Source organism: Kineococcus arenarius subsp. arenarius, from assembly GCF_050871845.1.
GTDB lineage: Bacteria > Actinomycetota > Actinomycetes > Actinomycetales > Kineococcaceae > Kineococcus.
The window spans coordinates 1-22288 of record NZ_JBJLSE010000007.1; the positions used below are offsets into that span (position 1 = coordinate 1).

A 22288-nucleotide genomic window follows, 5' to 3' on the forward strand; every position below is an offset into this window, starting at 1 on the left:
GGACGGCAGGCCCGCCTCGTCCTGCCCGGAGCGTGACACCGTCACCAGCGAGCCGGCCGCCAGCCCCAGCGCACCCAGCACGACCACCACCGCCACCGCCACCCCGGCCCAGGGGGGGCGGGGGCCCGGGGGGGGGCCCCCCGCCCCCCCCCCCCCCCCCCCCCCCCCCCCCCCCCCCCCCCCCCCCCCCCCCCCCCCCCCCCCCCCCCCCCCCCCCCCCCCCCCCCCCCCCCCCCCCCCCCCCCCCCCCCCCCCCCCCCCCCACTGCGGGGACGGGAGGTGGGGGTGGGGTGGGGAGCGCGGGGCGGACGCGAGGAAGCCCGGGACCCTCGCGGGGTCCCGGGCGTCCGGGGTCTTCGTCAGCGCGTCACTTGGGCGGGGTGACGTCCCCGCGCCAGGCGCCGGTCTCGGCGCCGCGCGACTCGATGAACTCCTTGAAGCGCTTGAGGTCCGCCTTGATCTGGCGGTCGTCGGCGCCGACCGCGGCGCCGACCTTCTCGACGAGGCCCTCGGTCTCCCAGTCCATCTGGACGGTGACCTTGGTCTTGTCGTCGGCGAGGCGGTGGAAGGTCACGACGCCGGCGTGGTCCTTGCCGTCCACGCTCTTCCACGCCACCCGCTCGTCGGGGTGCTGCTCCGTGATCTCGGTGTCGAACTCGCGCTCGACCCCGGCGACCTTCGTCTTCCAGTGGTTGCGGGTCTCGGTGACCTGCGTGATCGACTCGACACCGCTCATGAACTGCGGGAACGACTCGAACTGCGTCCACTGGTTGTACGCGGTGTGGACGGGGACGTCGACGTCGATGCTCTCGGTGACGCTGCTCATTCTGGAACTCCTCCTGCGGCTCGTGGTCCGGGAGCCGCTCGTCGTCCTGACGGCGTGCTGATCCCACTGTGCCCGCGGGAGCGCCGGCCTGCACCTCGAAGCGTGGCCCGCCCCGCGCAGACCGGCGGGTCAGTCCTTGAGGGGGTCGTTCCCCCAGTTCATCAGGGAGTACCGCCACTTGGTGCCGGTGACGTCCCCCTGCGGGCGCTGCGCGGAGTGCCGGTGCACGTAACCGACGACCTTCTTCATGTGCGCGTGGTCGTCGTCGTCCAGGTCGGACTGCTTCGCGCGCAGGATCTCGACGATGCGCCGGCCGGAGGCGTGCCCCACGGACTCGCCGTCGCCGTCGCTCTGGCCCGCCGAGCGCGACTCCTCGGTGCCCAGCCAGTCCTCCAGCTCCTTCGGCGTCATGTTGACCGCCTCGGCGAAGTCGCGGCGGACCTGCCGGCGTTCGTCGTCGCTCAGCTCCTGCTTCGCCATGCCGCCAGCGTGGCCGGTCAGAAGGCGTAGCGCACGTCGAGGTAGGGGGCCCGCTCGGCGATGAGGTCGAGCAGCTGCCGGACGTAACGGCCCTTCTCGCCGCTGCGGTACCGCACGTTGACGGCGCCGCCCTCGGAACGTTTGTGTTCCTGCAACGCGGGCTGCCACAGCAGGTCCTCCGCCTTCGGGTGCCAGCCCAGGTTGACCTGGTGCAACCGTTCGTTGTGGGTCAGGAAGATGACCTCCGCGGCGAGCTGCCGCTTGGTGGCCTCGTTCGTGGCCTCGCCGAGCGCGTCGAGCAACCGCGCCCACTGCGGCAGCCAGCCTTCGGTGACGACCACGGGGGAGAAGTTGACGTGCACCTCGTACCCGGCGGCGACGAAGTCGTCCAGCGCGGCGAGCCGTTCGGCGACCGGGCTGGTGCGCACGTCCAGCACCTTGGCGACCTCTTCGGGCATCAGGGAGAAACGCACCCGGGTGCGGCCGCCCGGGTCCAGGTCCAGCAGGCGCCGGTTGACGTTCTTGGTGGCGAAGGAGGCCTTGGCCGTGGGCAGGCCGCGGAACAGGGCGATGAGGTCGTCGACGTTGGCGGAGACCTCCGCGTCCACCGAGCAGTCGCTGTTCTCCCCGACGTCGTACACCCAGGCGTGCGGGTCGCACTGGTTCGGCTCGGCCTTCACGCCCTGGCGCGCCACGTGCCGGCTCAGGTAGCCGGTGATCTGCTCGATGTTCGCGAACACCGTGATGGGGTTGCTGTACCCCTTGCGGCGCGGCACGTAGCAGTAGGCGCAGGCCATCGCGCAGCCGTTCGCGGTGGAGGGCGCGATGAAGTCCGCCGAGCGGCCGTTGGGCCGGGTCGCCAGCGACTTCTTGACCCCCAGCACCAGCGCCTCGCGCTTGATCCGCACCCAGCGCGCCACGTTCGTCTCGTCGCCGTGCAGCTCCGGGATGTTCCAGTGGCTGTCCACCTCCACGCGGGTGGCGTCGGGCCAGCGATCCAGGACCTGCCGGCCGCGGGGCAGTTCCGCGGCGGCGGGCTCCACGTAGATCCGCGTGACGTCCACCAGCCGCTGTTCCCGCACGGGTCCAGTGTGCCGGTCGCCACCGACACGCCGCGCCCCGGCGGGGACCGCCCGGCTCGCCGCGCACAGCGCCGGGGCGCTGCCTACGGTGGGTCGCGTGAGCGACCAGTACACGTTCCAGAACCCCGTCGACCAGTACCGCACCGAGGGTTTCGAGCCCCAGCCGCAGGAGGGTCCCGGTCTGGCCGCCGAGCTGGGTCCCTCGCCCGACCACGGCGAGTCCACCTACCGCGGCACCGGCCGGCTGGACGGCCGCAGGGCCCTGGTCACCGGTGCCGACTCCGGCATCGGGCGGGCCGCGACCATCGCCTTCGCCCGGGAGGGCGCCGACGTCGTCCTCAACTACCTGCCCGAGGAGCAGGAGGACGCCGAGCAGGTCGCGCAGCTCGTGCGCGAGGCCGGCCGCAAGGCCGTGCTCGCCCCCGGCGACCTGACCGACGAGGCGTTCGCCCGGAGCCTGGTGCGCACGACCGTCGACGAGCTCGGCGGCATCGACCTCATCGCCAACATCGCCGGCAAGCAGCAGCACGCCGAGGACGTCGCCGACATCACCACCGCGCAGTTCGACGAGACGGTGCGCACGAACCTGAACGCGCTCTTCTGGATCGTGCAGGAGGCCGTGCCGCACCTGCCGCCGGGCTCGACGATCGTCAACACCTCCTCCGTGCAGGGCTACCAGCCCTCCCCGAACCTGGTGGACTACGCCACCACCAAGTCCGGGATCATCGCCATGTCCAAGGCGCTGGCGCAGCAGCTGGCGCCGAAGGGGATCCGCGTCAACGTGGTGGCGCCCGGGCCGGTGTGGACGCCGCTGCAGGTCGCCGGTGGTCAGCCGGACGAGGCGATGCCGGAGTTCGGGCAGTCGACGCCGCTGGGCCGCGCCGCCCAGCCGGCCGAGCTGGCCCCCGCGTACGTGTTCCTGGCCTCCCCGGAGTCCAGCTACGTGCTGGGCGAGGTCCTCAACGTGAACGGCGGCATGCCGACCCCCTGAGCTCCGCGCGACCGCGGGGGCACCGCGGTCGGGGCCCGCGGCAAGATCGACGGGCGAGGCGCCCGGGCGGTGCCTACGGTGGTCCGCGGTGACCGGTCCACGGGCCGGTCACCGTGAACGGCCCCCGGGTCCAGCCACGCGGCCGGTGAGGGCCTCGAGGCTGCGGTGGCGGTCCACGCCGCCGCGACGTGGAGGGTTCGTGGCACGACGAGGGTCCGAGGCGGGCACCGACCTGCTGGGTACCGCGCGGGAGGCGTTCGGCTTCGAGGAGCTGCGCCCCGGCCAGGCCGAGGCGATGGAGGCGGTCCTGGCCGGGCGCGACGTCCTGGCCGTCATGCCCACCGGTGCGGGCAAGTCGGCGATCTACCAGGTGCCGGCGCTGCTGCTCGACGGCCCCGTCGTGGTGGTCTCCCCCCTCATCGCCCTGCAGCGCGACCAGGTGGACGGCCTGCGCGAGGACGTGCGCCGCGGCGGGGCGGTGATGCTGAACTCCCAGCTGCCGGCGTCCGCGTGGCGCGAGGCGCAGGAGGCGCTGCGCAGCGGGGACGTGCGGTTCGTGTTCCTCGCTCCCGAGCAGCTGGCCCGCGAGGAGGTCCTGGACGAGCTGGCCCGGCTGCACCCACGCCTGTTCGTGGTGGACGAGGCGCACTGCGTCTCCTCGTGGGGGCACGACTTCCGCCCGCAGTACCTGCGGCTGGGGGCGGCGGCCGAGCGGCTCGGCCACCCGCAGGTCGTGGCGCTCACGGCGACCGCCAGCCCGCAGGTCCGTTCCGAGGTGCTGGAGCACCTGCGGATGCGCGACCCCCTGGTGCTCGTGGAGGGTTTCGACCGCCCGGAGATCGACCTGCAGGTGCGCCGGTACTCGCGCGCGGACCGCCAGCACGCCGGGGTCCTGGAGTCGGTCACCTCCACTGACGGCCCGGTCGTCGTGTACGTGGCCCGGCGCCGCGACGCCGAGGAGATCGCCGGGGAGCTCCGCGAGGCGGGCCGGGCGGCGGAGTTCTACCACGCCGGCCGCAAGCGGGACGACCGCGACCGGGTGCTGCGCGGGTTCGTCGACGGCACCCTCGACGTGGTGGTCGCCACGAACGCCTTCGGCATGGGCATCGACAAGCCCGACGTGCGCGCCGTCGTGCACGCCCACGTCCCCGACTCCCTGGACAGCTACTACCAGGAGATCGGCCGCGCCGCCCGGGACGGGCGGCCCGCCCGCGCCGTCCTGCACTACCGCCCCGAGGACCTGGGGCTGCGGTCGTTCTTCACCTCCGGGGTCGCCAAACCCGAACCGCTGCGGGAGGTCGCCGCCGCGGTGCGCGCCCACGACGAGCCGGTCGAGCCCGGTGAGCTGCGCCGGGAGCTGGGGACCACCGCGACCCGCCTGGCGGGCGTGGTCAACCTCCTGCAGGAGACCGGTGCCGTCCGGGAGGACGAGCGGGGCCGGTTGGCGGCCGATCCCGACGGCCCGAAGCCCGCCGCGGCCGCCGAGGCCGCGGTGGAGCTGTCCGAGCAGCAGCGCTCGGTGGAGCGCTCCCGGCTGGAGATGATGCGTTCCTACGCCGAGACCACCGGGTGCCGCCGGCGGTTCCTGCTGGGCTACTTCGGCGAGGAGCTGCCCGGCCCCTGCGGGAACTGCGACACCTGCCGGACCGGCAGCGCCGCCGAGCACGGCGCCGCCGCTGCGGAGCCGTTCCCCGTCGGCTCGACGGTCGAGCACCCGGAGTGGGGCGGCGGGCAGGTCATGCACTACGAGGAGGACCGGGTCACCGTCCTGTTCGAGGGCGTCGGGTACCGGACCCTGGCGCTGGGCCTCGTCGAGGAGCGGAACCTGCTGCAACCCGATCCGCTACGCTGATGCATGAATAGAGTGGATAGCGCTACTCCTCCATCTCGTGTGCCGCTACCTCGAACCCCCCGCGTGGCCCCCGCAGCCGCCGGCCCGCTGGCCGGGCCGCTCCTCGGCCTGGTCGGCGTCGTGGTGTTCTCCTTCACGCTGCCGTTCACCCGCGTGGCCGTGCGCACCCTCGACCCGCTGTTCGTCGGCGCCGGCCGCGCCGTCGTCGCAGGTGCCCTGGCGGCGGCGGTCCTGGCCGCCACCCGGACCCGCAGGCCACCGCTGCGGCTGGTGCCGCGCCTGCTGCTCGTGGTCGCCGGCGTGGTCGCGGGGTTCCCGCTGCTCACCAGCGCGGCCATGCGCGACGTGCCCGCCGCCCACGGGACCGTCGTCGTCGGCGTCCTGCCGGCGGCCACCGCCGTCGCGGCCGTGCTGCGCACCCGCGAGCGCCCCGGGCGCGGCTTCTGGGTGGCGAGCGCCGCGGGCCTGGTCGCGGTCGTCGTCTTCGTGGCGCTCGGCGGCGGCGGGCTCGGTGGTGCCGGTGCCCGGGACCTCCTGCTGCTGGTGGCGGTCGCGCTGGCGGCGCTCGGGTACGCCGAGGGCGGTCTGCTGGCGCGGGAACTCGGTGCGTGGCAGACGATCTGCTGGGCGCTCGTCCTGGCGCTGCCCCTGACGGCGGTGCTCACGGCCGTGGGTGCCGCCGGTGGACGCACAAGCGCCGGGCTCGGCGGGTGGCTGTCGTTCGGCTACCTCGCGGTGTTCAGCATGTTCCTGGGGTTCTTCGCCTGGTACCGGGGGCTGGCGATCGGCCCGATGACGAGCGTCAGCCAGGTGCAGCTGGTGCAGTCCGTGCTGACGATCGCCTGGTCGGCGCTGTTCCTCGGCGAACGGGTCGGTGCGCCCGTGCTCGCGGCGGCGGCGGTGGTCCTGGTGTGCGCGGCCGCGGCGGTGCGGGCCCGCGTGCACGTCGCCCCCTCCGGCCCGCGGCGGGCGCGGCCCGCCGTGTCGGTGGCACCGGGCAGGGTGGGCGCCACCGACCGCGACACCCCGGAGGCACCGTGAACGAGCCCGCACCCACCACCGTCGAGCCCGCCGCCGCGGAGCCCACCGCGCCCGGGCCCCGGCGGGGTGTCGCCGCCGGCGTCCCCTACCTGGCGCTGCCGCCCTCGGGGGAGCCGACCGCGGCGACGCCCGTGGTGCTGGCGTGGCACCTCATGGACGCGCCCCGCACGCCCGAGGCGTTCGCGGCGGCCCTGCCGCTGGCGGGCGTGGACGCCTGGCGGGTGCACCTCGAACTGCCGATGACGGGGTCGCGCCTGCCGGCCGGGGGCCCGGAGGAGCTGATGGCGCGCGCGCAGTCCGACGCGGTGCTCGAGCTGTACGGGCCGATCGCGCAGCAGGCGGTGGCGGAGGCCCCGGCCGTGCTCGCGCAGGTGCGCGCCGACCTGGGCTGCCCCGACGGCCCGCTGGCCCTGGTGGGCGGGTCCATGGGCGCGGCGGTGGCGTTCCTGGTGCTGCTGGAGGCCGGCCTCGGTGCCGCCGCGGCCGTGCTCGTCAGCCCGCTGCTGCAGCTGCGCCCGCTGGTCGAGTCGTTCGCGCTGCGCTACGGCACCGAGTACGCCTGGTCGCCCGCCGCGGACGCGGTCGCCGGCCGGCTGGACGCCGTGGCCCGGGTGGCGGGGTTCACCGCCGCCGGGCGTCCGCCGGTCCTCCTCGTCGTCGGCGAGGACGACGACGAGGAGGCGTTCCGCCGGCCGGCGGCGGCGCTGCACGAGGCGCTGGGCGCGGAGTACGGCGACCCCGGGCGGGTGCGCCTGGAGGTCGTGCCCGGCATGGGGCACGCCCTGGCCGCCGAGCCCGGCCTGGAGGCGGCCCCGCAGACCCCGCACGCCGCGCGCGTCGACGCGGCGGCCACAGACTGGCTGCGCGCGCACCTGCGCTGACGCCGCCCGCGCCCGCGCGGCCCCGCGGCCCGTCAGTCGCGCGGACCGGGCACGTGCCCGGTCCGCACCCGGTGCAGCCGTTCCTCGGTGCGGCGCACGGCGCCGCGCACGTAGGGGCCGCGCCGGTGGTGCGCGCGCGCGTTGGGGCTGTCCGGCCCGTGCCGGCGCAGCACGTCCGCCAGCCGCTCCTCCACGTCGACGACCTCACCGGTCGCCGAGACGGTCTGGTCGGCCCAGGTGAGGGCGTCCGCGAGCGGGCCCTCGACGGCGCGGGGGTCGTCGTGGGGGGCGAGCAGGTGGCCGAGGCCGCGGACCTCGGCGACGAAGCGCGCGCCGGAGTGGTGGGCGACGAGCGAGGCGACCAGCGGCGGCCAGCTCTGCCGGCGCAGGTGGTCACCGCCGTCGACGGGGTGGAAGCCGCAGCGGCGCAGCGGCGCGGCGTAGCCGATGTCGTGCAGCCACGCCGCCGCCACCAGGGTGGCGCGCTCCTGCGCGGGCACGGCGGGGGTCCCGGCGACCGCGCGCGCGGCCACGGCCCGGGTGTGCTCCCAGCGCGGGTGCAGGTCCCCGAGCAGCTCCTCGGCCAGCCGTGCCGCAGCGGTGACGAGCTCGTCGCCGTCGAGCTCTTCCAGCAGTCGCTCCCATCGCGCGCGGGCGGAGGTGGTGAGCGTGTCGTTTCCACTCATGGCCGGGAACCGTACGGGGTGCGGCTGTGCGGGCCCAGGACCGGTGGTCCCGGTCCACCCGCTCGCGCGCGCACGTCACCCGGAGGTGCCACCCGTTCCGCGCACCCGCGCGCCCAGCCACTCCAGCTGGCGCCGCCAGTGGTGCACCTGCCCGCCCTCGTGGTCGTTGAACGGGTAGACCGCCAGCTCGGCCGGGCCGCCGTAGGCGCGGTGCGCGGCGTACACGGTGGACGGCGGGCACACCCGGTCCATGAGCGCCACGGAGAACAGCGCGGGGGCGCTCGCCCACGGGGCCAGGTGGGCGACGTCGAAGTGGTCCAGGGTCTCCAGGGCCCGCTCGGCCTGGTCGCGGTGCACCGACAGGTAGCGGGTGATCTCCAGGTAGGGGTCCAGCCCGCAGACCTCCACGGCGCGGCGCACGTGGCTCATGAACGGCACGTCGGGGAGCACCGCGAGCACGTCGGGCACGAGGGAACCGGCCGCCAGGGCGATGGCGCCGCCCTGGCTGGCGCCGGCGACCGCCACGGCGTGCGGCAGCACGCCCGGCAGGGCGCGGGCGGCGTCCACGGCGCGCGCGGCGTCGGTGTAGACGCGCCGGTAGTAGTACTCCTCGGGGTCGAGGATGCCGCGGGTGGTGAACCCGGGGGTGGCGGGACCGGAGCCGTGCGGGTCGGGGGTGTGCCCGCCGCCACCCCAGACCGAACCCTGCCCGCGGGTGTCCACCACCAGGTGGGCGTACCCCGCGCTGGCCCAGGTGAGCCGTTCCTCCGGCAGGCCGCGCCCGCCGCCGTAGCCGACGAACTCCACGACGACCGGCAGGGGGCCGTCCGCGCCGGCCGGCCGCACCAGCCAGGCGCGGACCCGGTCGCCGCCGTAGCCGGCGAACGAGACGTCCCAGTGCGCCAAGGTCGTCAGATGAGTTGGGGTCTCGGTGAGCTCCAGGTCCAGGGGCAGCGCGCGGGCCGCCGCGAGGGTGCGGTCCCAGAACCCGCGCAGCCCGGGAGGCGGGGTGAAGCGCGGTTCGTAGGCCTCGAGGTCGGCCTGGGTCATCTCGGACAGGGGCACGTCGGGTCTCCTCCGGCGGGTGACCACCGGGGCGGCATCGTCCCGGTGGTGACGGATTCATCAGATGACATCTTGACGCATGTCAGCGTCCGGGGGCATCCTCCTCCCACCGGTCACCGACGGCGGACCTCCGCCGCGAGACGTCGAGGCCGCACCCCGACGCGGTGGTGCGCGCAGAGGAGACACGATGGTGTGGACCACCCGGACCAACCCCGCCGCGCCCCGCGCGGGCCGGGCCGCGGCCCTGCTGTGCACCGCCGGCCTGCTGGCCGCCTGCGGCGGCGGTGGCGGTGACGCCGCGGCCGGCGGCGGCGACGACCCCATCCAGTTCTGGGGGTGGGTCCCCGGCCTGGAGGAGCAGGTCGCGCAGTGGAACGCCGAGAACCCCGACGACCCGGTGGAGTTCCACCGCATGACCGGCGACGACGGCAAGAAGGTGGAGGCCGCCGTGGACGCCGGCGCCGGCCCCGACATCGTCCAGCTGTCCACGCACGACCTGCCCGACTACGTCATCAACGACCGGGTGCAGCCCATCACCGAGTTCGTCGCCGACACCGAGGACCTCTACACCCCGTCCTCGTGGCAGTCGGTGACGCTGGCCGGTGAGGTGTACGGCGTCCCGCAGGGCAGCGGGCCCACCGCGATGATGTACCGCACGGACCTCTTCGAGAAGCACGGCATCGCCGTGCCCACCACCTGGGACGAGTACGAGCAGGCCGCCGCGGCGCTGCACGCAGCGGACCCGAACGTCTACATCGCCGGGTTCTCGCCCAGCGAGATCGGCCAGTGGACGCAGGACGTCTCCCAGGCGGGCGGCACCTACTTCGACATCGAGGGCGAGGCCTGGAGCGTCCAGGTCGACAGCCCCGAGAGCCGCCGGGTCGCCGAGCGCTGGCAGCGGCTGGTGGACGCCGGTCTGGTGAAGACCACCCAGATGTGGACGCCGGAGTACTGGGCGTCGGTCAACGCCGGGGAGATCGCCACCATCACCTACGCCGCCTGGTTCCCGGTGCAGCTGCAGGAGAACGTCGCCGAGCAGGCGGGCCTGTGGCGCGTCGCGCCGCAGCCCACCTACGACGGCACCCCGGTCGCCGGGGACTCCGGCGGCGCGGCCGACGTGGTGCTCGCCGGCGCCGACGACCTGGAGGGTGCCGCGGAGTTCCTCACCTGGATCAACAGCGACCCCGAGCAGGTCGAGCAGCTCATCTCCGTCGGCGGCATCTTCCCCACCGCCCTGGTCGGCTTCGAGTCCGAGGCGCTGGCCGAGGAGCTGCCGTACTTCGGCGGGCAGCGCATCTACGACGTGTTCCGCCAGGCCGCCGAGGTCGTCCCGCCGACCTGGACCGACGGCCCCGCCAACGGCCAGGTCGACGCCGACATCACCGACGGGTTCGGCGCGGTCGCCAACGGGTCCACCACCTTCGCGCAGGTGCTCGCCGACGCCGACGCCGCCGCCACGGAACGGCTCACCGGCATGGGCCTCGACGTGGTCGACCCGTCGTGAGCGTCGTGCCCCTGCCGGCTCGGCGCGCTGCGGGCCGGCGGCCCGCGGCGCGCCGCACCGGCGGCCGGCACGTGGCCCCGTACGCGTTCGCCGCGCCGTTCGTGGTGCTGTTCCTGGTGTTCCTCGTCGCCCCCATCGTGCTGGCGCTGTGGCAGAGCGTGTTCCGGCAGCGCGCCGCCGGTGGGCTGGGCTTCGGCGGCACCCGCCAGCGCGAGTTCGCCGGGCTGGGCAACTACGTGACGGCGCTGACCGACACGGGGTTCACCTCCGGGTTCGCCCGCGTCCTGCTGTACGGGGCCGTGCAGGTCCCGGTCATGCTGGTCCTGGCGCTCGTGCTGGCCCTGCTCTTCGACTCCGCGGCGGTGCGCTTCGGGCGGTTCTTCCAGGCCGCGGTGTTCGTGCCGTACGCCGTTCCCGGCGTCATCGCGGCCCTGCTGTGGGGGTTCCTGTACCAGCCGGGCGTCAGCCCGATCGTGGGCGGGCTGACCTCGCTGGGCGTGGACGTGGACCTGCTCGCCCCCGGGACGGTGCTGTGGTCGCTGGCGAACATCGCGCTGTGGTCCAACACCGGCATCAACGTCGTCATCCTCTACGCCGCGCTGCAGTCGGTGCCCGCCGAGGTGGGCGAGGCGGCCCGGGTGGACGGGGCGAGCGAGGTGCGGGTCGCGCTGAGCATCAAGCTGCCGATGATCCTGCCCGCCCTGCTGCTCACCACGCTGTCCTCGGTCATCGGCACGCTGCAGCTGTTCAGCGAACCCAACGTGCTGCGCACCATCACCTCGAACATCACCAGCGACTACACGCCCAACATGGCGATCTACACGACCTCCACGGAGGCGCAGGACCCGCACCTCGCCGCGGCCATGGCCGTGCTGCTGGGCGTGTCCACGCTCGTGCTGTCGCTGGTGGTGCTGCGCATCTCGAACCGCAGGAACGGAGCACTGGCGTGAGCACCAGCACCCGCACCGGGCCGGGGGCGACGCCCGGAGCGCCGGCGCCCGCCCCCGCCGCCACCGGTCGCACCCGCCGCCGCGCGGCCACCAGCGCGGGGGAGCGGCACTCCACCGCCGTGCGGGTCCTGGCCACCGGCGCCGTCGCCCTGGCGACGGTGTACTTCCTGATGCCGGTGTGGTGGATGGTCGTGGCCGCCACCAAGTCCAGCACCTCGCTGTTCACCACCCCCGGCTTCTCGTTCGCGGACCCGCAGCTGCTGCAGAACCTGCGCGAGCTGTCCACCTACGACGACGGCATCTTCTGGCGCTGGGTCCTGAACACCGTCGTGTACTCGGTCGTCGGGTCCGTGCTGACCGTCCTGGTGTGCGCCGCGTGCGGGTACGCGCTGGCCATGTTCGAGTTCCGCGGCCGCAAGGTGCTGCTGGGGGCGGTGCTGGCGAGCATGCTGGTGCCCGGCACCGTCCTGGCGCAGCCGACGTACCTGCTCGTCGTGGAGCTCGGCCTGAACAACACCTACGCGGGCGTGCTGCTGCCGTCGATGGTGTACCCGTTCGGGGTCCTGCTGTGCACCGTGTTCGCCCGGTCCTCGATCCCCGGGGAGCTGCTGGAGGCCGCCCGGTTGGACGGCGCCGGGGAGCTGCGCATCTTCGTGTCCATCGGCCTGCGGCTGATGACGACCGGGCTGGTGACGGTCCTGCTGTTCGCGTTCCTGGGCAGCTGGAACAACTACCTGCTGCCGCTGATGGTCCTCACCGACGCCGAGCTGATGCCGCTCACGGTCGGCCTGACCGGCTGGAGCCAGGCGTCCATCACCATCCCCGGCCTGCAGGTCCTCGTGGTGGTCGGCTCCCTGGTGTCCGTGGTTCCCGTCATCGGCGTGTTCATCGCCCTGCAGCGGTACTGGCGCTCCGGCCTCACGGCCGGCGGCGTGCGGTTCTGACGTGGCCGTCGAACCCGTCCTGCGCTTCCCCGCGCCCGCCGGTACCTGGGTGGAGGCCCTGCCCGTGGGGAACGGGCGCCTGGGCGCGATGTGCTGGGGCGCCGCCGACGGCGAGCGGTTGTCCCTGAACGACGACCGCGCCTGGTCCGGCCCCGCTGGGGGACCGGGCCACGAGGTCCCCCCCGGCCACGCCGCGGACGTCGAACGCGCTCGCGCCGCCGTGCTGGCCGGGGACCACCGCCTCGCCGAGGAGCTGCTGACCCCCGTGGTGGTCCCGCACACCCAGGCGTACCTGCCGCTGGGGGACCTGCGCGTGACGTGCGACCCGCTGCCGGTGTCGCGGTTCGAGCGCGGCCTGGACATGCCCACCGGGACGGCGTGGGTGCGCCGCGAGCACCCCCACGGCGCCCGCGTGCACCAGGAGACGCTCGTCAGCGCACCCGCCGGGGTCCTGCTGCACCGCCTGCGCGCGACCGGGACGGCCGTGGACGTCACCGTCCGCCTCACCTCCCCGCTGCGGGTGCGCAGCGGTGCCGCCTCCGGTGCGGGCGAGGGGGGTGCGGAGCTGGAGGCCGTGCTGGAGCTGCCGGTGGACGTGCGGCCCTGGAGCCCGGACGGTCACGACGAGCCCGTCACCTGGGCCGCGGACGGCGCGGCGGCCCGCTGCGCCGCCGTCGTGCTGCGGGTGCGCACCGACGGCACCGTGCTGCCGGAGGGCGCGGCGCTGCAGGTGCTGGGGGCCCGCACCCTCGAGGTGCTGCTGGCCACCGAGGTCAGCGCCACCCCCGGCGGCCCGTGCCCCGGCGAGCGGGAGGCCGTGCGCACCGCCCGCGCCCGCGTCGCCGCCGCGGCCGCCACCGGCTCGGAAGAACTGCTGCGCGCGCACCGCGCGGACCTGGCGCCCTGGTGGGACGGGGCCCACCTGGACCTGGGCGGCGCGGTGCCGGCGGGGACGAGCACCGGGGAGCTGCTGCGCCGGGCCGTGGACGACGACGGCTCCCGGCGCGCCCTCGTGGAGCTGGCCGTGGCCCACGCCCGGTACCTGCTGCTGGCCGGTTCCCGCCCCGGCACGCACCCGCTGACCCTGCAGGGCATCTGGAACGCGGAGCTGCAGCCGCCGTGGAGCTGCAACTACACGACGAACATCAACCTGCAGATGGCGTACTGGCCGGCGGAGGTGTGGGGACTGGCCCCGCTGCACGAGCCGCTGCTGGCCTTCGTGCGGCGCCTGGCCGCCGCCGGCGAGGACACCGCGCGGCGCGCGTACGGCGCCGGCGGGTGGGTCGCGCACCACAACAGCGACGTGTGGGCCACCACCGGCACCGCCGGGGGCGGGTGGGCGCGACCGGAGTGGTCGGCGTGGCCGTACGGCGGGGCGTGGCTGGCCACCCACCTGCACGAGCACGCCCGGTTCGCCGCCGACCCGCCCGCCGCGGCCCGCGAGGCGCTGCCCGTCGTGGCCGGCGCCGCCCGGTTCGTCCTGGACCGCCTGGTGCGGCTGCCCGACGGCGAGCTGGGCACCGCCCCCTCGACCTCGCCGGAGAACCGCTTCCTGGACGGCGCGGGTGAACCCCGTCCCGCCGCGGTGAGCAGCACCTGCGACCTGGCGCTGACCGCCGCGGTGCTGCGCGCGCTGCTGGACCTGACCACCACCGCCGGGAGGACCGGTGCGGGAACGGGCGGGGGGACCGGCGACGAGGAGCTGCTGCACCGGGCCCGCACCGCGCTGGCGGGGCTGCCCGCACCGCGCACCGGTGCGCGCGGGGAACTGCTGGAGTGGCGCGAGGAGCTGCCCGAGGCCGAGCCGGAGCACCGGCACACCTCCCACCTCGTCGGCCTGTTCCCGCTGGACCTGCTCGACGTCCGCTCCGAGCCGGCGACGGCGGCCGCCGCGGCGCGCACCCTGGAGCTGCGCGGTCGGGAGTCCACCGGCTGGGCGCTGGCCTGGCGCGCGTGCCTGTGGGCGCGGCTGGGTCGCGGTGACCGGGTGGGCGAGACGCTGCGGCGCTGCCTGCGCCCGGTGCCGGACGACGCCGGCCCGCACGCCGGCGGCCTGTACCCGAACCTGTTCTCCGCGCACCCCCCGTTCCAGCTGGACGGCAACAGCGGCCTGGCCGCCGCCGTCGCCGAGGCCCTGGTGCAGTCCGGCGACGACGTGGTGCGGCTGCTGCCCGCCCTGCCGCCGGACTGGCCGGACGGCTCCGTGCGCGGCCTGCGCACCCGCGCCGGGGTGAGCGTCGAGCTGACCTGGCGCGCGGGCCGGCCCGTGCGCGCGGCGCTCACGGCGCTGCGGGCCGCGCGCGTCACCGTCCACGCCGGTCCGCCCGGCGACGACAGCCACCTGGGGGTGTTCCGGCTGGCCGCCGGGGAGCGCGCCGAGGTGCCCGTGGACCCCCAGAACCCCGAGAACCCCGAGGACCCGAAGGACTCGAAGGACGAGGAGCAGCCGACGTGAAGCTCATGCGCGTGGGGGAGGTGGGCCGCGAGCGCCCGCTGGCCCTGCTGGACGACGGTTCCGGTGCCGACCTCACCGGTGTGCTGGACCCGCACCGGCCCTGGTCGGCCGAGGACCTGCGGTCGGCCGCCGCAGCGGTGCGGCGCGGGGGCCTGCCCCGGGTCGACCCGGCCGGGCAGCGGGTGGGTTCCCCCCTGCCGCGTCCGGTGACCATCGTGTGCGTGGGGCTGAACTACCGCGACCACGCCGCCGAGACCGGGTCCCCGCTGCCCGCCGAGCCGATCCTGTTCCTGAAGTCCCCGGCCACCGTGGTGGGACCGAACGACGAGGTGCTGGTGCCGCGCGGCAGCGTGAAGACCGACTACGAGGTCGAGCTCGGCGTCGTCATCGGCCGCCGGGCGCGCTACCTGGACAGCGCCGAGGAGGGGCTGGCGCACGTCGCCGGGTACGTCGTCTCGCACGACGTGTCCGAGCGGGAGTTCCAGCTCGAGCGCGGTGGGCAGTGGGACAAGGGCAAGAACTGCGAGACCTTCAACCCGCTGGGGCCCTGGTTCGTCACCGCCGACGAGGTGCCCGACCCGCAGGCCCTCGGCCTGCGCCTGTCGGTGGACGGGGAGCTTCGCCAGGACGGCACCACCGCCGACATGGTGTTCGGCGTCGGTGAGCTCGTCGCGTACATCAGCAGGTTCCTCGTCCTCGAACCCGGGGACGTCGTGAACACCGGGACCCCGGCCGGCGTGGCGCTGGGCCGTCCCGACCCCAAGCCGTACCTGCGTGCCGGTCAGGTCGTCGAACTCGAGATCGACGGCCTGGGCCGGATGCGCCACCCCGTGGGAGCCGCCCGATGAGCACGTTCACCCGCTTCGAGACGCACGACGTGCGCTTCCCCACCTCCCGGCACCTCGACGGTTCCGACGCGATGAACCCGGACCCGGACTACTCGGCGGCCTACCTCGTCCTGGGGACCGACGACGCCGACGGGCTGGAGGGGCACGGCTTCGCGTTCACCATCGGGCGCGGAAACGACGTGCAGGTCGCCGCGATCCGGGCGCTGGCCGGCCACGTGGTGGGGCGCGACGTGGAGGAGGTCCTCGGCGACATGGGCGCCACCTGGCGCTCCTTCGCGGACGACTCGCAGCTGCGCTGGCTCGGGCCGGAGAAGGGCGTCATGCACATGGCGGTCTCCGCGGTCGTCAACGCCCTGTGGGACCTGAAGGCCAAGCGCGCCGGGCTGCCGCTGTGGGACCTGCTGTCCCGGATGAGCCCCGCCGAGCTCGTCTCCCTGGTGGACTTCCGCTACCTCACCGACGCGCTCACGCCCGCCGAGGCGCTCCGGCTGCTCACCGACGCCGAACCCGGCCGGGCCGCCCGCCGCGAGGAGCTGCTGCGCACCGGGTACCCGGCCTACACCACGACCCCCGGCTGGCTGGGGTACTCCGACGGCAAGCTCGTGTCGCTGTCCCGGCAGGCCGTGGCGGACGGTTTCACCCAGATCAAGCTGAAGGTGGGTGCCGACCTGGGCGACGACGTGCGCCGGCTGCGGCTGGCCCGCGAGGCCGTCGGCCCGGACGTGCGCATCGCCGTGGACGCCAACCAGCGCTGGGGCGTCGCCGAGGCGGTGGAGTGGATCGGCGCGCTGGCCCCGTTCGACCCGTGGTGGATCGAGGAACCCACCAGCCCCGACGACGTCCTGGGGCACGCCGCGATCCGCCGCGCCGTGGCACCGGTGAAGATCGCCACCGGCGAGCACGTCCAGAACCGCATCGTCTTCAAGCAGCTGCTGCAGGCCGGGTCCCTGGACGTCCTGCAGATCGACGCCGCCCGGGTCGCCGGCGTCAACGAGAACGTCGCGATCCTGCTGCTCGCCGCGAAGTTCGGGGTTCCGGTGTGCCCGCACGCCGGTGGGGTGGGGTTGTGCGAGCTCGTGCAGCACCTGTCGATGTTCGACTACGTGGCGCTCTCGGGGACCACCGACGACCGGGTCGTGGAGTACGTCGACCACCTGCACGAGCACTTCGTGCACCCTGTGCAGGTGGCCGGCGGGCGCTACCGGACGCCGCTGGCGCCGGGTTTCTCCGCCGAGCTGGTGCCGGGGACGCTGCAGCGGTTCGCCTTCCCCGACGGCCCGGAGTGGTGCGGCGGGGCCGTGCCGGGACCGCCCGGGGCACCAGTGCTGGAGGACGCCCCGTCGGGCGCGGTGAACGGCGCGGTGCCCGCGTGAGCGGGCCGTTCGCGGGGTGCCGCGCCCTGGTCACCGGGGGGTCCTCCGGGATCGGCGCCGCCACCGCCCGGCGCCTGCTCGCCGACGGGGCGGCCGTCGCCGTGCTGGACCTGGACCCGTCCGCCGCGCCCGCCGGCACCGTCGCGCTGGCCGCCGACGTCGGCGACGACGCGTCCGTGCGCGCCGCCGTCGCCGAGGCCGCAGGGGCCCTGGGCGGCCTCGACGTGCTCGTCAACAACGCGGGGATCGGTGCCCGCGGCACCGTGGAGGACGGCGACGACGAGCAGTGGCACCGCGTCCTGGACGTCAACGTCGTCGGCGTGGTGCGCACGACGCGGGCCGCGCTGGCGCACCTGCGCCGCTCCGAGCGCGCCTCGATCGTCAACACCTCCTCCATCGCCGCGTGGGCGGGGCTGCCGCAGCGCGCGCTGTACTCGGCGTCCAAGGGCGCCGTGCAGGCGCTGACGCTGGCGATGGCCGCCGACCACCTCGCCGAGGGGATCCGCGTGAACTGCGTGGACCCCGGCACGGTGGACACCCCGTGGGTGCAGCGGTTGCTGGCCGCGGCCGACGACCCCGACGCCGAGCGCGCCCGCCTCGCCGCCCGCCAGCCCACCGGCCGGCTCGTCACCCCCGAGGAGGTCGCGCACGCCATCGCCTCCCTGGCCGACCCGCGCTGCGGCGCCACCGGCACCGCCCTGGCCGTCGACGGCGGGATGCACTCGCTGCGCCTGCCCGCCAAGGTGTGAGGGTGCGCACCGCAGCTCTGGGCAGGACCGGTCTCGACGTCCCCGTGGTCGGGTTCGGGTGCGCGCCGCTGGGGAACCTGTACGAGCAGGTCCCCGAGGCGCAGGCGCGCGCCGCGCTGGAGGCGGCGTGGGACGGCGGCCTGCGGTACTACGACACCGCCCCCTACTACGGCCTGGGCCTGTCCGAGCGGCGCGTGGGGGCGTTCCTGCGCGGCGTGCCGCGCGAGGAGGTCGTCCTGCAGACCAAGGTGGGCCGGCTGCTGCGGCCGCGCCGCGGCGAGCCCGTGCACCACCCGCACGGGTTCGCCGTCCCGGGTGACGTCGATCCGGTGTGGGACTTCTCCGCGGAGGGGGTGCGGCGCAGCCTGTCCGAGAGCCTGGAGCGCCTCGGCGTGGACCGCGTCGACGTCGTGCTCGTGCACGACCCGGACGAGTTCGAGGACGAGGCGCGCCGCGGCGCCCTGCCGGAGCTGCTGCGGCTGCGCGAGGAGGGCGTCGTGCGCGCCGTCGGGGTGGGGATGAACCAGGCGGCGATGCCCACCCGGTTCCTCGCGGAGTTCGACCTCGATGTGGTGCTGCTCGCCGGCCGCTACAACCTCGTGGAGCAGGGCGCGCTGGACGACCTGCTGCCCGCGGCGCAGCGCGCCGGGGCGGCCGTCGTCCTCGGCGGCGTGTTCGGTTCCGGCCTGCTGGCCGCCGACGCCCCGGCGCCGGGCGCGACGTACTCCTACGCGCCCGCGCCGCCGGACGTGCTGGCGCGGGCGCAGCGGCTGGCCGCGCTCGCCGCCGCGCACGGCGTGCCGCTGCCCGCGGTGGCGGTGCAGGCCGTCCTCGCCCACCCCGCCGTGGCCGCCGTGCTGCTGGGCATGCGCAGCGAGCAGGAGGTGCGCGCGGACGTCGCCCTGCCGGACGTGCCGGTGCCCGCCGCGCTCTGGGCGGCGCTGCGCGCGGAGGGCCTGGTGCGCGCCGACGCGCCCCTGCCCGGTGAACCGCTGCCCGGTGAACCGCTGCCCGGTGAACTGCTGCCCGGTGAACCCCTGCCGGGCGAACCCCGGTGAACCCGGCGGGGATCGTCGACGCTCACCACCACCTGTGGGACCCTGCGCGCCGGCGCTACCCGTGGATGCGGCGCCCCGGCCTGGAACCGCTGCACCGACCGTTCGGGCCCGCGGACCTGGCGCGGGAGGCGACCGCCGCGGGGGTGGGTTCGACGGTGCTCGTGCAGACCGTCGCCGAGACCGCCGAGACGCGGGAGTTCCTGGCCGCGGCGGCGGCGTCCGGCGGGCTCGTCGCCGCCGTCGTCGGCTGGGTGGACCTGCGCGGCGCGGCGGTCGCCGACGACGTGGCGGAACTGCGTGCCGCCCCCGGCGGAGGGCTGCTGCGCGGCGTGCGGCACCAGGTGGAGGACGAACCCGACCCGGACTGGTTGCGCCGCAGCGACGTGCGCCGCGGTGCCGCCGCCGTCGCGGCCGCCGGCCTCGTGCACGAGCTGCTGGTGCGCCCGGACCAGCTGCCCGCCGCGACCGCCCTGGCGCATGAGCTGCCCGGTGCGGTGCTCGTGCTGGACCACGCGGCCAAACCCCCGCTGGACCCCGGCGGACTGGCGGTGTGGCGCGAGCGCGTCACCGACCTCGCCCGCTGCGGCGGCGTGTTCTGCAAGGTGTCGGGCCTGTTCACGCTCCTGCCGCCCGGTGGCGGCGACGAGTTGCTCTTACCCGTCGTGCGGCACCTGCTGGAGGTGTTCGGCCCGCGGCGGCTGGTGTTCGGCACCGACTGGCCGGTCAGCACCCTCGCCGGCGGTTACGGCGACGTGGTGCGGCGCACGGTCGCGCTGCTGGCCGACCTGTCCGGTGCTGAGCGGGACGCCGTCCTCGCCGGCACGGCCCGGTCGGTCTACGGGCTCGGCCGGGCCGGTGCGCGGGCCGCGGGGCTCCCGGAGGTGGACGGCTGACCCTGCGGGGGAGCTGCCCGCCGGTTGACGCCCGGTACGCGGCGACCTAGCGTGAAAGCGCTTCCCACACCGACGTGGCCTGGAGGCCCCCGTGCGACGACGCACCACCCCTCTGATCGCCGGCGCCGCCCTCGCGGTGGCGTCCCTGACGGCGGCCGGCGCAGCACCCGCGACCGCCGCCCCCACCCCGCTCGAGCGCCAGGTCCTCGGCGACCGCGACGGCTGGGCCGCCGCCGGTGGCGGCACCACCGGCGGTTCCGCCGCCGCGCAGGAGAACGTCTTCACCGTCCGCACCTGGCAGGAGTTCCGCGACGCCCTGGGCGGTGACGCGGCGCGGGGTGAGGACGAACCGCGCATCGTGCGCGTCGTGGGACGGATCGATGCGAACACCGGCGCCGACGGCGAGCGTCTGACCTGCGACGACTACGCCGTCGACGGGTACGACCTCGAGCGGTACCTGTCGGCCTACGACGCGGACGGCAGGCCCCTGGGCCACGACCCGGCCGACGGCGAGTTCGTCAACCCCCTGGAGGCCGCCCGGGCGGCCAGCCAGGACGCGCAGGAGGCGCAGGTCCGTCAGCACGTCGGCTCCAACGTCACCATCGTGGGGGTCGGGCGGGACGCCCAGTTGGTGGGCGCCGCGCTCACGGTGCGCGACTCCTCGAACGTCATCGTGCGCAACCTGCGCCTGTCGGACTCCTACGACTGCTTCCCCGCGTGGGACCCGGGCGATTCCGGGGGGAACTTCAACTCCGAGTACGACACGCTCGGCATCGTCGGCTCCACCAACGTCTGGGTGGACCACGCCAGCTTCGACGACGGCGAGAACCCGCCGGACAGCCTGCCGCAGTACTTCGGTGCCCGCTACGAGGTGCACGACGGTTCCCTCGACGTCACCAACGCCTCGGACCTCGTCACGGTGTCGTGGTCGACCTTCACCGACCACGACAAGACGATGCTCATCGGCAGTTCCGACAGTCGCACCACCGACCGCGGGAAGCTGCGGGTCACGCTGCACCACAACGTCTTCGAGCGGACCAAGGAACGCACCCCGCGCGTGCGGTTCGGTCAGGTCGACGTCTACAACAACGTCTACCGCGCCACGGACCCGGACTTCTTCGGGTACGTGTGGGGGGCCGGCGTGGAGTCGCAGATCATCGCCGAGGAGAACTACCTCGAGCTGGCGGACGGCATCGACCCCGCCGACGTGGTCAAGGGCTGGGGCGGTACGGCCCTGCGGGCCGAGGGGAACCTCGTCAACGGCCGGTCGAAGCACCACGAGCTCGACCTGGTCGCCCTGCACAACGCCGCGGCCCCCGGGGAGTTCCTCGAGGACGCGGTGGACTGGACCCCGCGGTACCGCGAGCGTGTCGACCCCGCGCAGTCGCTGCCGTCGCGCGTACCACGCCTGGCGGGCAGCGGGAACCTCTGACGGGTGCCCCGGGGTGCGCGCCCACCGCGCGCACCCCGGGCGGGCGCCGGGAACCGGTCAGCGGTCCACGACGAGGACGGTGTTGCCGTCCGGGCCCGCCGCCGTGACGAACAGGCACGTCGCCGGGTCGCCCTGGACGGGGGAGCAGGGCGAGCCCGAGCGAATGAGGTCCTCGCGGAACGCCGCCACGTCCTCGACCCGGAGGCTCACCGGCGCCCGCGCCAGGCCCGCGCCGCGCGACGTCAGGAAGCGGCGGTCGCCGGAGCGTCGACGGTCACGGGCGCGGTGGGGTGCGTCGCGCTCGTCTCACCGGTGGAGAACTCCCCCTGCCAGCCGGAGACCAGCCACGGGTCGCTCGGCTCCGCGCCAGGGGCCATCCAGTAGGTGATCTCCTTCGCGGTGGGTGCGTAGACGACCGTGTCGTCCGCCTCGGCGACCAGGAGGTTGGCGGTCAGCGTGAGGGACACCTCCAGCAGCGTGCCCGCGACGGTGCCGGGCTGCACCGCGGTGTGGCCGGGGGTCACCACCACGTCGACGGCTGCGGGCCCTCCTGCCGGCGTCGTGACCCAGCCGTCTGCGACGCCGCTGTCGAAGTAGACGTCGAACAAGGTGATGATCTTGACGTCGTCGTCGTCGTCCTCGCTGTCCGTGGCGAGAGCGGCGTCCACGAGCTCGGACCACTCAGCGGCCGCACCGGGGGTCATGTGCTCGGCCGCGAAGGCGAACTCCCCGGGTTCGTGGCGGGAGCCGGCGTCGCGGTGAGCGAGGCCGGGCACGAACGAGGTGTCCAGCGTGAACGCCACGGCGGCGCAGTAGGCGTCGCGCACCTCGTCGGCGCCGAAGACGCCGGCCGCCTCCGGGTCCACCGGCGCCTCCTCCCGGCAGTCGTCCAGGCCGACGGTCGCCGCACCCTGCGCGACGGCCTCGGCCACCGAACCGGCGGCGTCGTCGCCACCGCACGCGGTCAGGCCCAGTGCGAGGGCGGAACCGGTGGCCAGGACGGCGCCGGTGCGGCGGAGGCGGGTCATCACGGTGCGGATCTCCTGGTGTCGACTGCCGCCGCGCTCCGGAGCGGGCCGGGGCTGGGCGGGCGGAACGCGGAACGGTTCGCCCGCCGCTCTCTGCCGAGAGCCGCAGCCGGCGCAGCGTGCCGCACCGGCGGTGTGAGCGACCTGTGC

General features: G+C 75.3%; 21 protein-coding genes. 14 read left to right on the plus strand and 7 right to left on the minus strand.

Translation table 11 applies throughout. From position 1 onward, the window contains the following. Window positions 1-367: 367 nt before the first annotated feature. From ACRYM0_RS03295 to ACRYM0_RS03305, 3 genes are all read right to left on the minus strand, one after another. Entirely contained in the window at window positions 368-826 is a 459-nt protein-coding gene (locus ACRYM0_RS03295) for an SRPBCC family protein (protein ID WP_432502105.1), read from the minus strand. 129 nt (window positions 827-955) lie between these two features. After that, window positions 956-1306: a DUF3140 domain-containing protein gene (locus ACRYM0_RS03300; protein WP_432502107.1), complete on the minus strand. Its 351-nt coding sequence runs from the start codon at window positions 1304-1306 to the stop codon at window positions 956-958. A 17-nt stretch (window positions 1307-1323) separates the two neighbouring features. Then, window positions 1324-2388 (minus strand): spore photoproduct lyase family protein, encoded by a 1065-nt coding sequence (locus ACRYM0_RS03305; RefSeq protein WP_432502108.1) that lies wholly within the window; start codon window positions 2386-2388, stop codon window positions 1324-1326. Window positions 2389-2485: 97 nt separating this feature from the next. Here ACRYM0_RS03305 and ACRYM0_RS03310 point away from each other — a divergent pair, with 97 nt between their 5' ends. The 4 genes from ACRYM0_RS03310 (at window position 2486) to ACRYM0_RS03325 (ending at window position 7153) form a co-directional block, all read left to right on the plus strand. After that, complete coding sequence (locus tag ACRYM0_RS03310) at window positions 2486-3379, plus strand: SDR family oxidoreductase (protein WP_432502110.1); 894 nt, start codon at window positions 2486-2488, stop codon at window positions 3377-3379. A gap of 199 nt (window positions 3380-3578) precedes the next feature. Further along, window positions 3579-5231 carry a RecQ family ATP-dependent DNA helicase gene (locus tag ACRYM0_RS03315; protein WP_432502112.1) on the plus strand — a complete coding sequence of 551 codons (1653 nt, stop codon included), beginning with the start codon at window positions 3579-3581 and terminating at the stop codon, window positions 5229-5231. 63 nt (window positions 5232-5294) lie between these two features. After that, on the plus strand, window positions 5295-6272 hold the full coding sequence (locus ACRYM0_RS03320) for a DMT family transporter (protein WP_432502115.1): 978 nt from the start codon (window positions 5295-5297) through the stop codon (window positions 6270-6272). Next, window positions 6269-7153 carry an alpha/beta hydrolase gene (locus ACRYM0_RS03325; RefSeq protein WP_432502118.1) on the plus strand — a complete coding sequence of 295 codons (885 nt, stop codon included), beginning with the start codon at window positions 6269-6271 and terminating at the stop codon, window positions 7151-7153. Before ACRYM0_RS03320 ends, ACRYM0_RS03325 begins: the two co-directional genes overlap by 4 nt. 32 nt (window positions 7154-7185) lie before the next feature. Here the strand turns inward: ACRYM0_RS03325 and ACRYM0_RS03330 are convergent, their stop codons facing one another. Then, window positions 7186-7839 carry an HD domain-containing protein gene (locus ACRYM0_RS03330; protein ID WP_432502121.1) on the minus strand — a complete coding sequence of 218 codons (654 nt, stop codon included), beginning with the start codon at window positions 7837-7839 and terminating at the stop codon, window positions 7186-7188. Between the two features lie 75 nt (window positions 7840-7914). Then, a complete protein-coding gene (locus tag ACRYM0_RS03335; RefSeq protein WP_432502123.1) occupies window positions 7915-8904 on the minus strand; it encodes an acetylxylan esterase in 990 nt (329 codons plus the stop codon). 187 nt (window positions 8905-9091) lie between these two features. Here ACRYM0_RS03335 and ACRYM0_RS03340 point away from each other — a divergent pair, with 187 nt between their 5' ends. From ACRYM0_RS03340 to ACRYM0_RS03385, 10 genes are all read left to right on the plus strand, one after another. Then, the gene (locus ACRYM0_RS03340) at window positions 9092-10408 is read left to right on the plus strand and encodes an extracellular solute-binding protein (protein WP_432502125.1); all 1317 of its coding nucleotides are present in this window, start codon (window positions 9092-9094) and stop codon (window positions 10406-10408) included. After that, window positions 10405-11358, plus strand: a complete 954-nt coding sequence (locus ACRYM0_RS03345; RefSeq protein WP_432502127.1) for a carbohydrate ABC transporter permease — start codon at window positions 10405-10407, stop codon at window positions 11356-11358. Before ACRYM0_RS03340 ends, ACRYM0_RS03345 begins: the two co-directional genes overlap by 4 nt. Then, on the plus strand, window positions 11355-12302 hold the full coding sequence (locus ACRYM0_RS03350) for a carbohydrate ABC transporter permease (protein ID WP_432502129.1): 948 nt from the start codon (window positions 11355-11357) through the stop codon (window positions 12300-12302). Before ACRYM0_RS03345 ends, ACRYM0_RS03350 begins: the two co-directional genes overlap by 4 nt. A 1-nt stretch (window position 12303) precedes the next feature. Then, entirely contained in the window at window positions 12304-14757 is a 2454-nt protein-coding gene (locus ACRYM0_RS03355; protein ID WP_432502131.1) for a glycoside hydrolase family 95 protein, read from the plus strand. After that, the gene (locus tag ACRYM0_RS03360; protein WP_432502133.1) at window positions 14754-15605 is read left to right on the plus strand and encodes a fumarylacetoacetate hydrolase family protein; all 852 of its coding nucleotides are present in this window, start codon (window positions 14754-14756) and stop codon (window positions 15603-15605) included. The genes ACRYM0_RS03355 and ACRYM0_RS03360 overlap by 4 nt, the downstream gene beginning before the upstream one ends. Continuing rightward, on the plus strand, window positions 15602-16978 hold the full coding sequence (locus ACRYM0_RS03365) for an L-fuconate dehydratase (protein ID WP_432502135.1): 1377 nt from the start codon (window positions 15602-15604) through the stop codon (window positions 16976-16978). The genes ACRYM0_RS03360 and ACRYM0_RS03365 overlap by 4 nt, the downstream gene beginning before the upstream one ends. Beyond that, a complete protein-coding gene (locus ACRYM0_RS03370) occupies window positions 16975-17727 on the plus strand; it encodes an SDR family NAD(P)-dependent oxidoreductase (RefSeq protein ID WP_432502137.1) in 753 nt (250 codons plus the stop codon). Before ACRYM0_RS03365 ends, ACRYM0_RS03370 begins: the two co-directional genes overlap by 4 nt. A 2-nt stretch (window positions 17728-17729) precedes the next feature. Continuing rightward, the gene (locus ACRYM0_RS03375) at window positions 17730-18785 is read left to right on the plus strand and encodes an aldo/keto reductase (protein ID WP_432502139.1); all 1056 of its coding nucleotides are present in this window, start codon (window positions 17730-17732) and stop codon (window positions 18783-18785) included. Continuing rightward, window positions 18782-19678 carry an amidohydrolase family protein gene (locus tag ACRYM0_RS03380; RefSeq protein ID WP_432502141.1) on the plus strand — a complete coding sequence of 299 codons (897 nt, stop codon included), beginning with the start codon at window positions 18782-18784 and terminating at the stop codon, window positions 19676-19678. The genes ACRYM0_RS03375 and ACRYM0_RS03380 overlap by 4 nt, the downstream gene beginning before the upstream one ends. Window positions 19679-19769: 91 nt before the next feature. Then, complete coding sequence (locus tag ACRYM0_RS03385) at window positions 19770-21110, plus strand: pectate lyase family protein (RefSeq protein WP_432502143.1); 1341 nt, start codon at window positions 19770-19772, stop codon at window positions 21108-21110. Between the two features lie 57 nt (window positions 21111-21167). Here the strand turns inward: ACRYM0_RS03385 and ACRYM0_RS03390 are convergent, their stop codons facing one another. Together ACRYM0_RS03390 and ACRYM0_RS03395 are read right to left on the minus strand one after the other, a co-directional pair. Next, a complete protein-coding gene (locus ACRYM0_RS03390) occupies window positions 21168-21320 on the minus strand; it encodes a hypothetical protein (RefSeq protein ID WP_432502145.1) in 153 nt (50 codons plus the stop codon). A gap of 32 nt (window positions 21321-21352) precedes the next feature. After that, window positions 21353-22141: a hypothetical protein gene (locus ACRYM0_RS03395; protein ID WP_432502147.1), complete on the minus strand. Its 789-nt coding sequence runs from the start codon at window positions 22139-22141 to the stop codon at window positions 21353-21355. Window positions 22142-22288 lie beyond the last annotated feature (147 nt).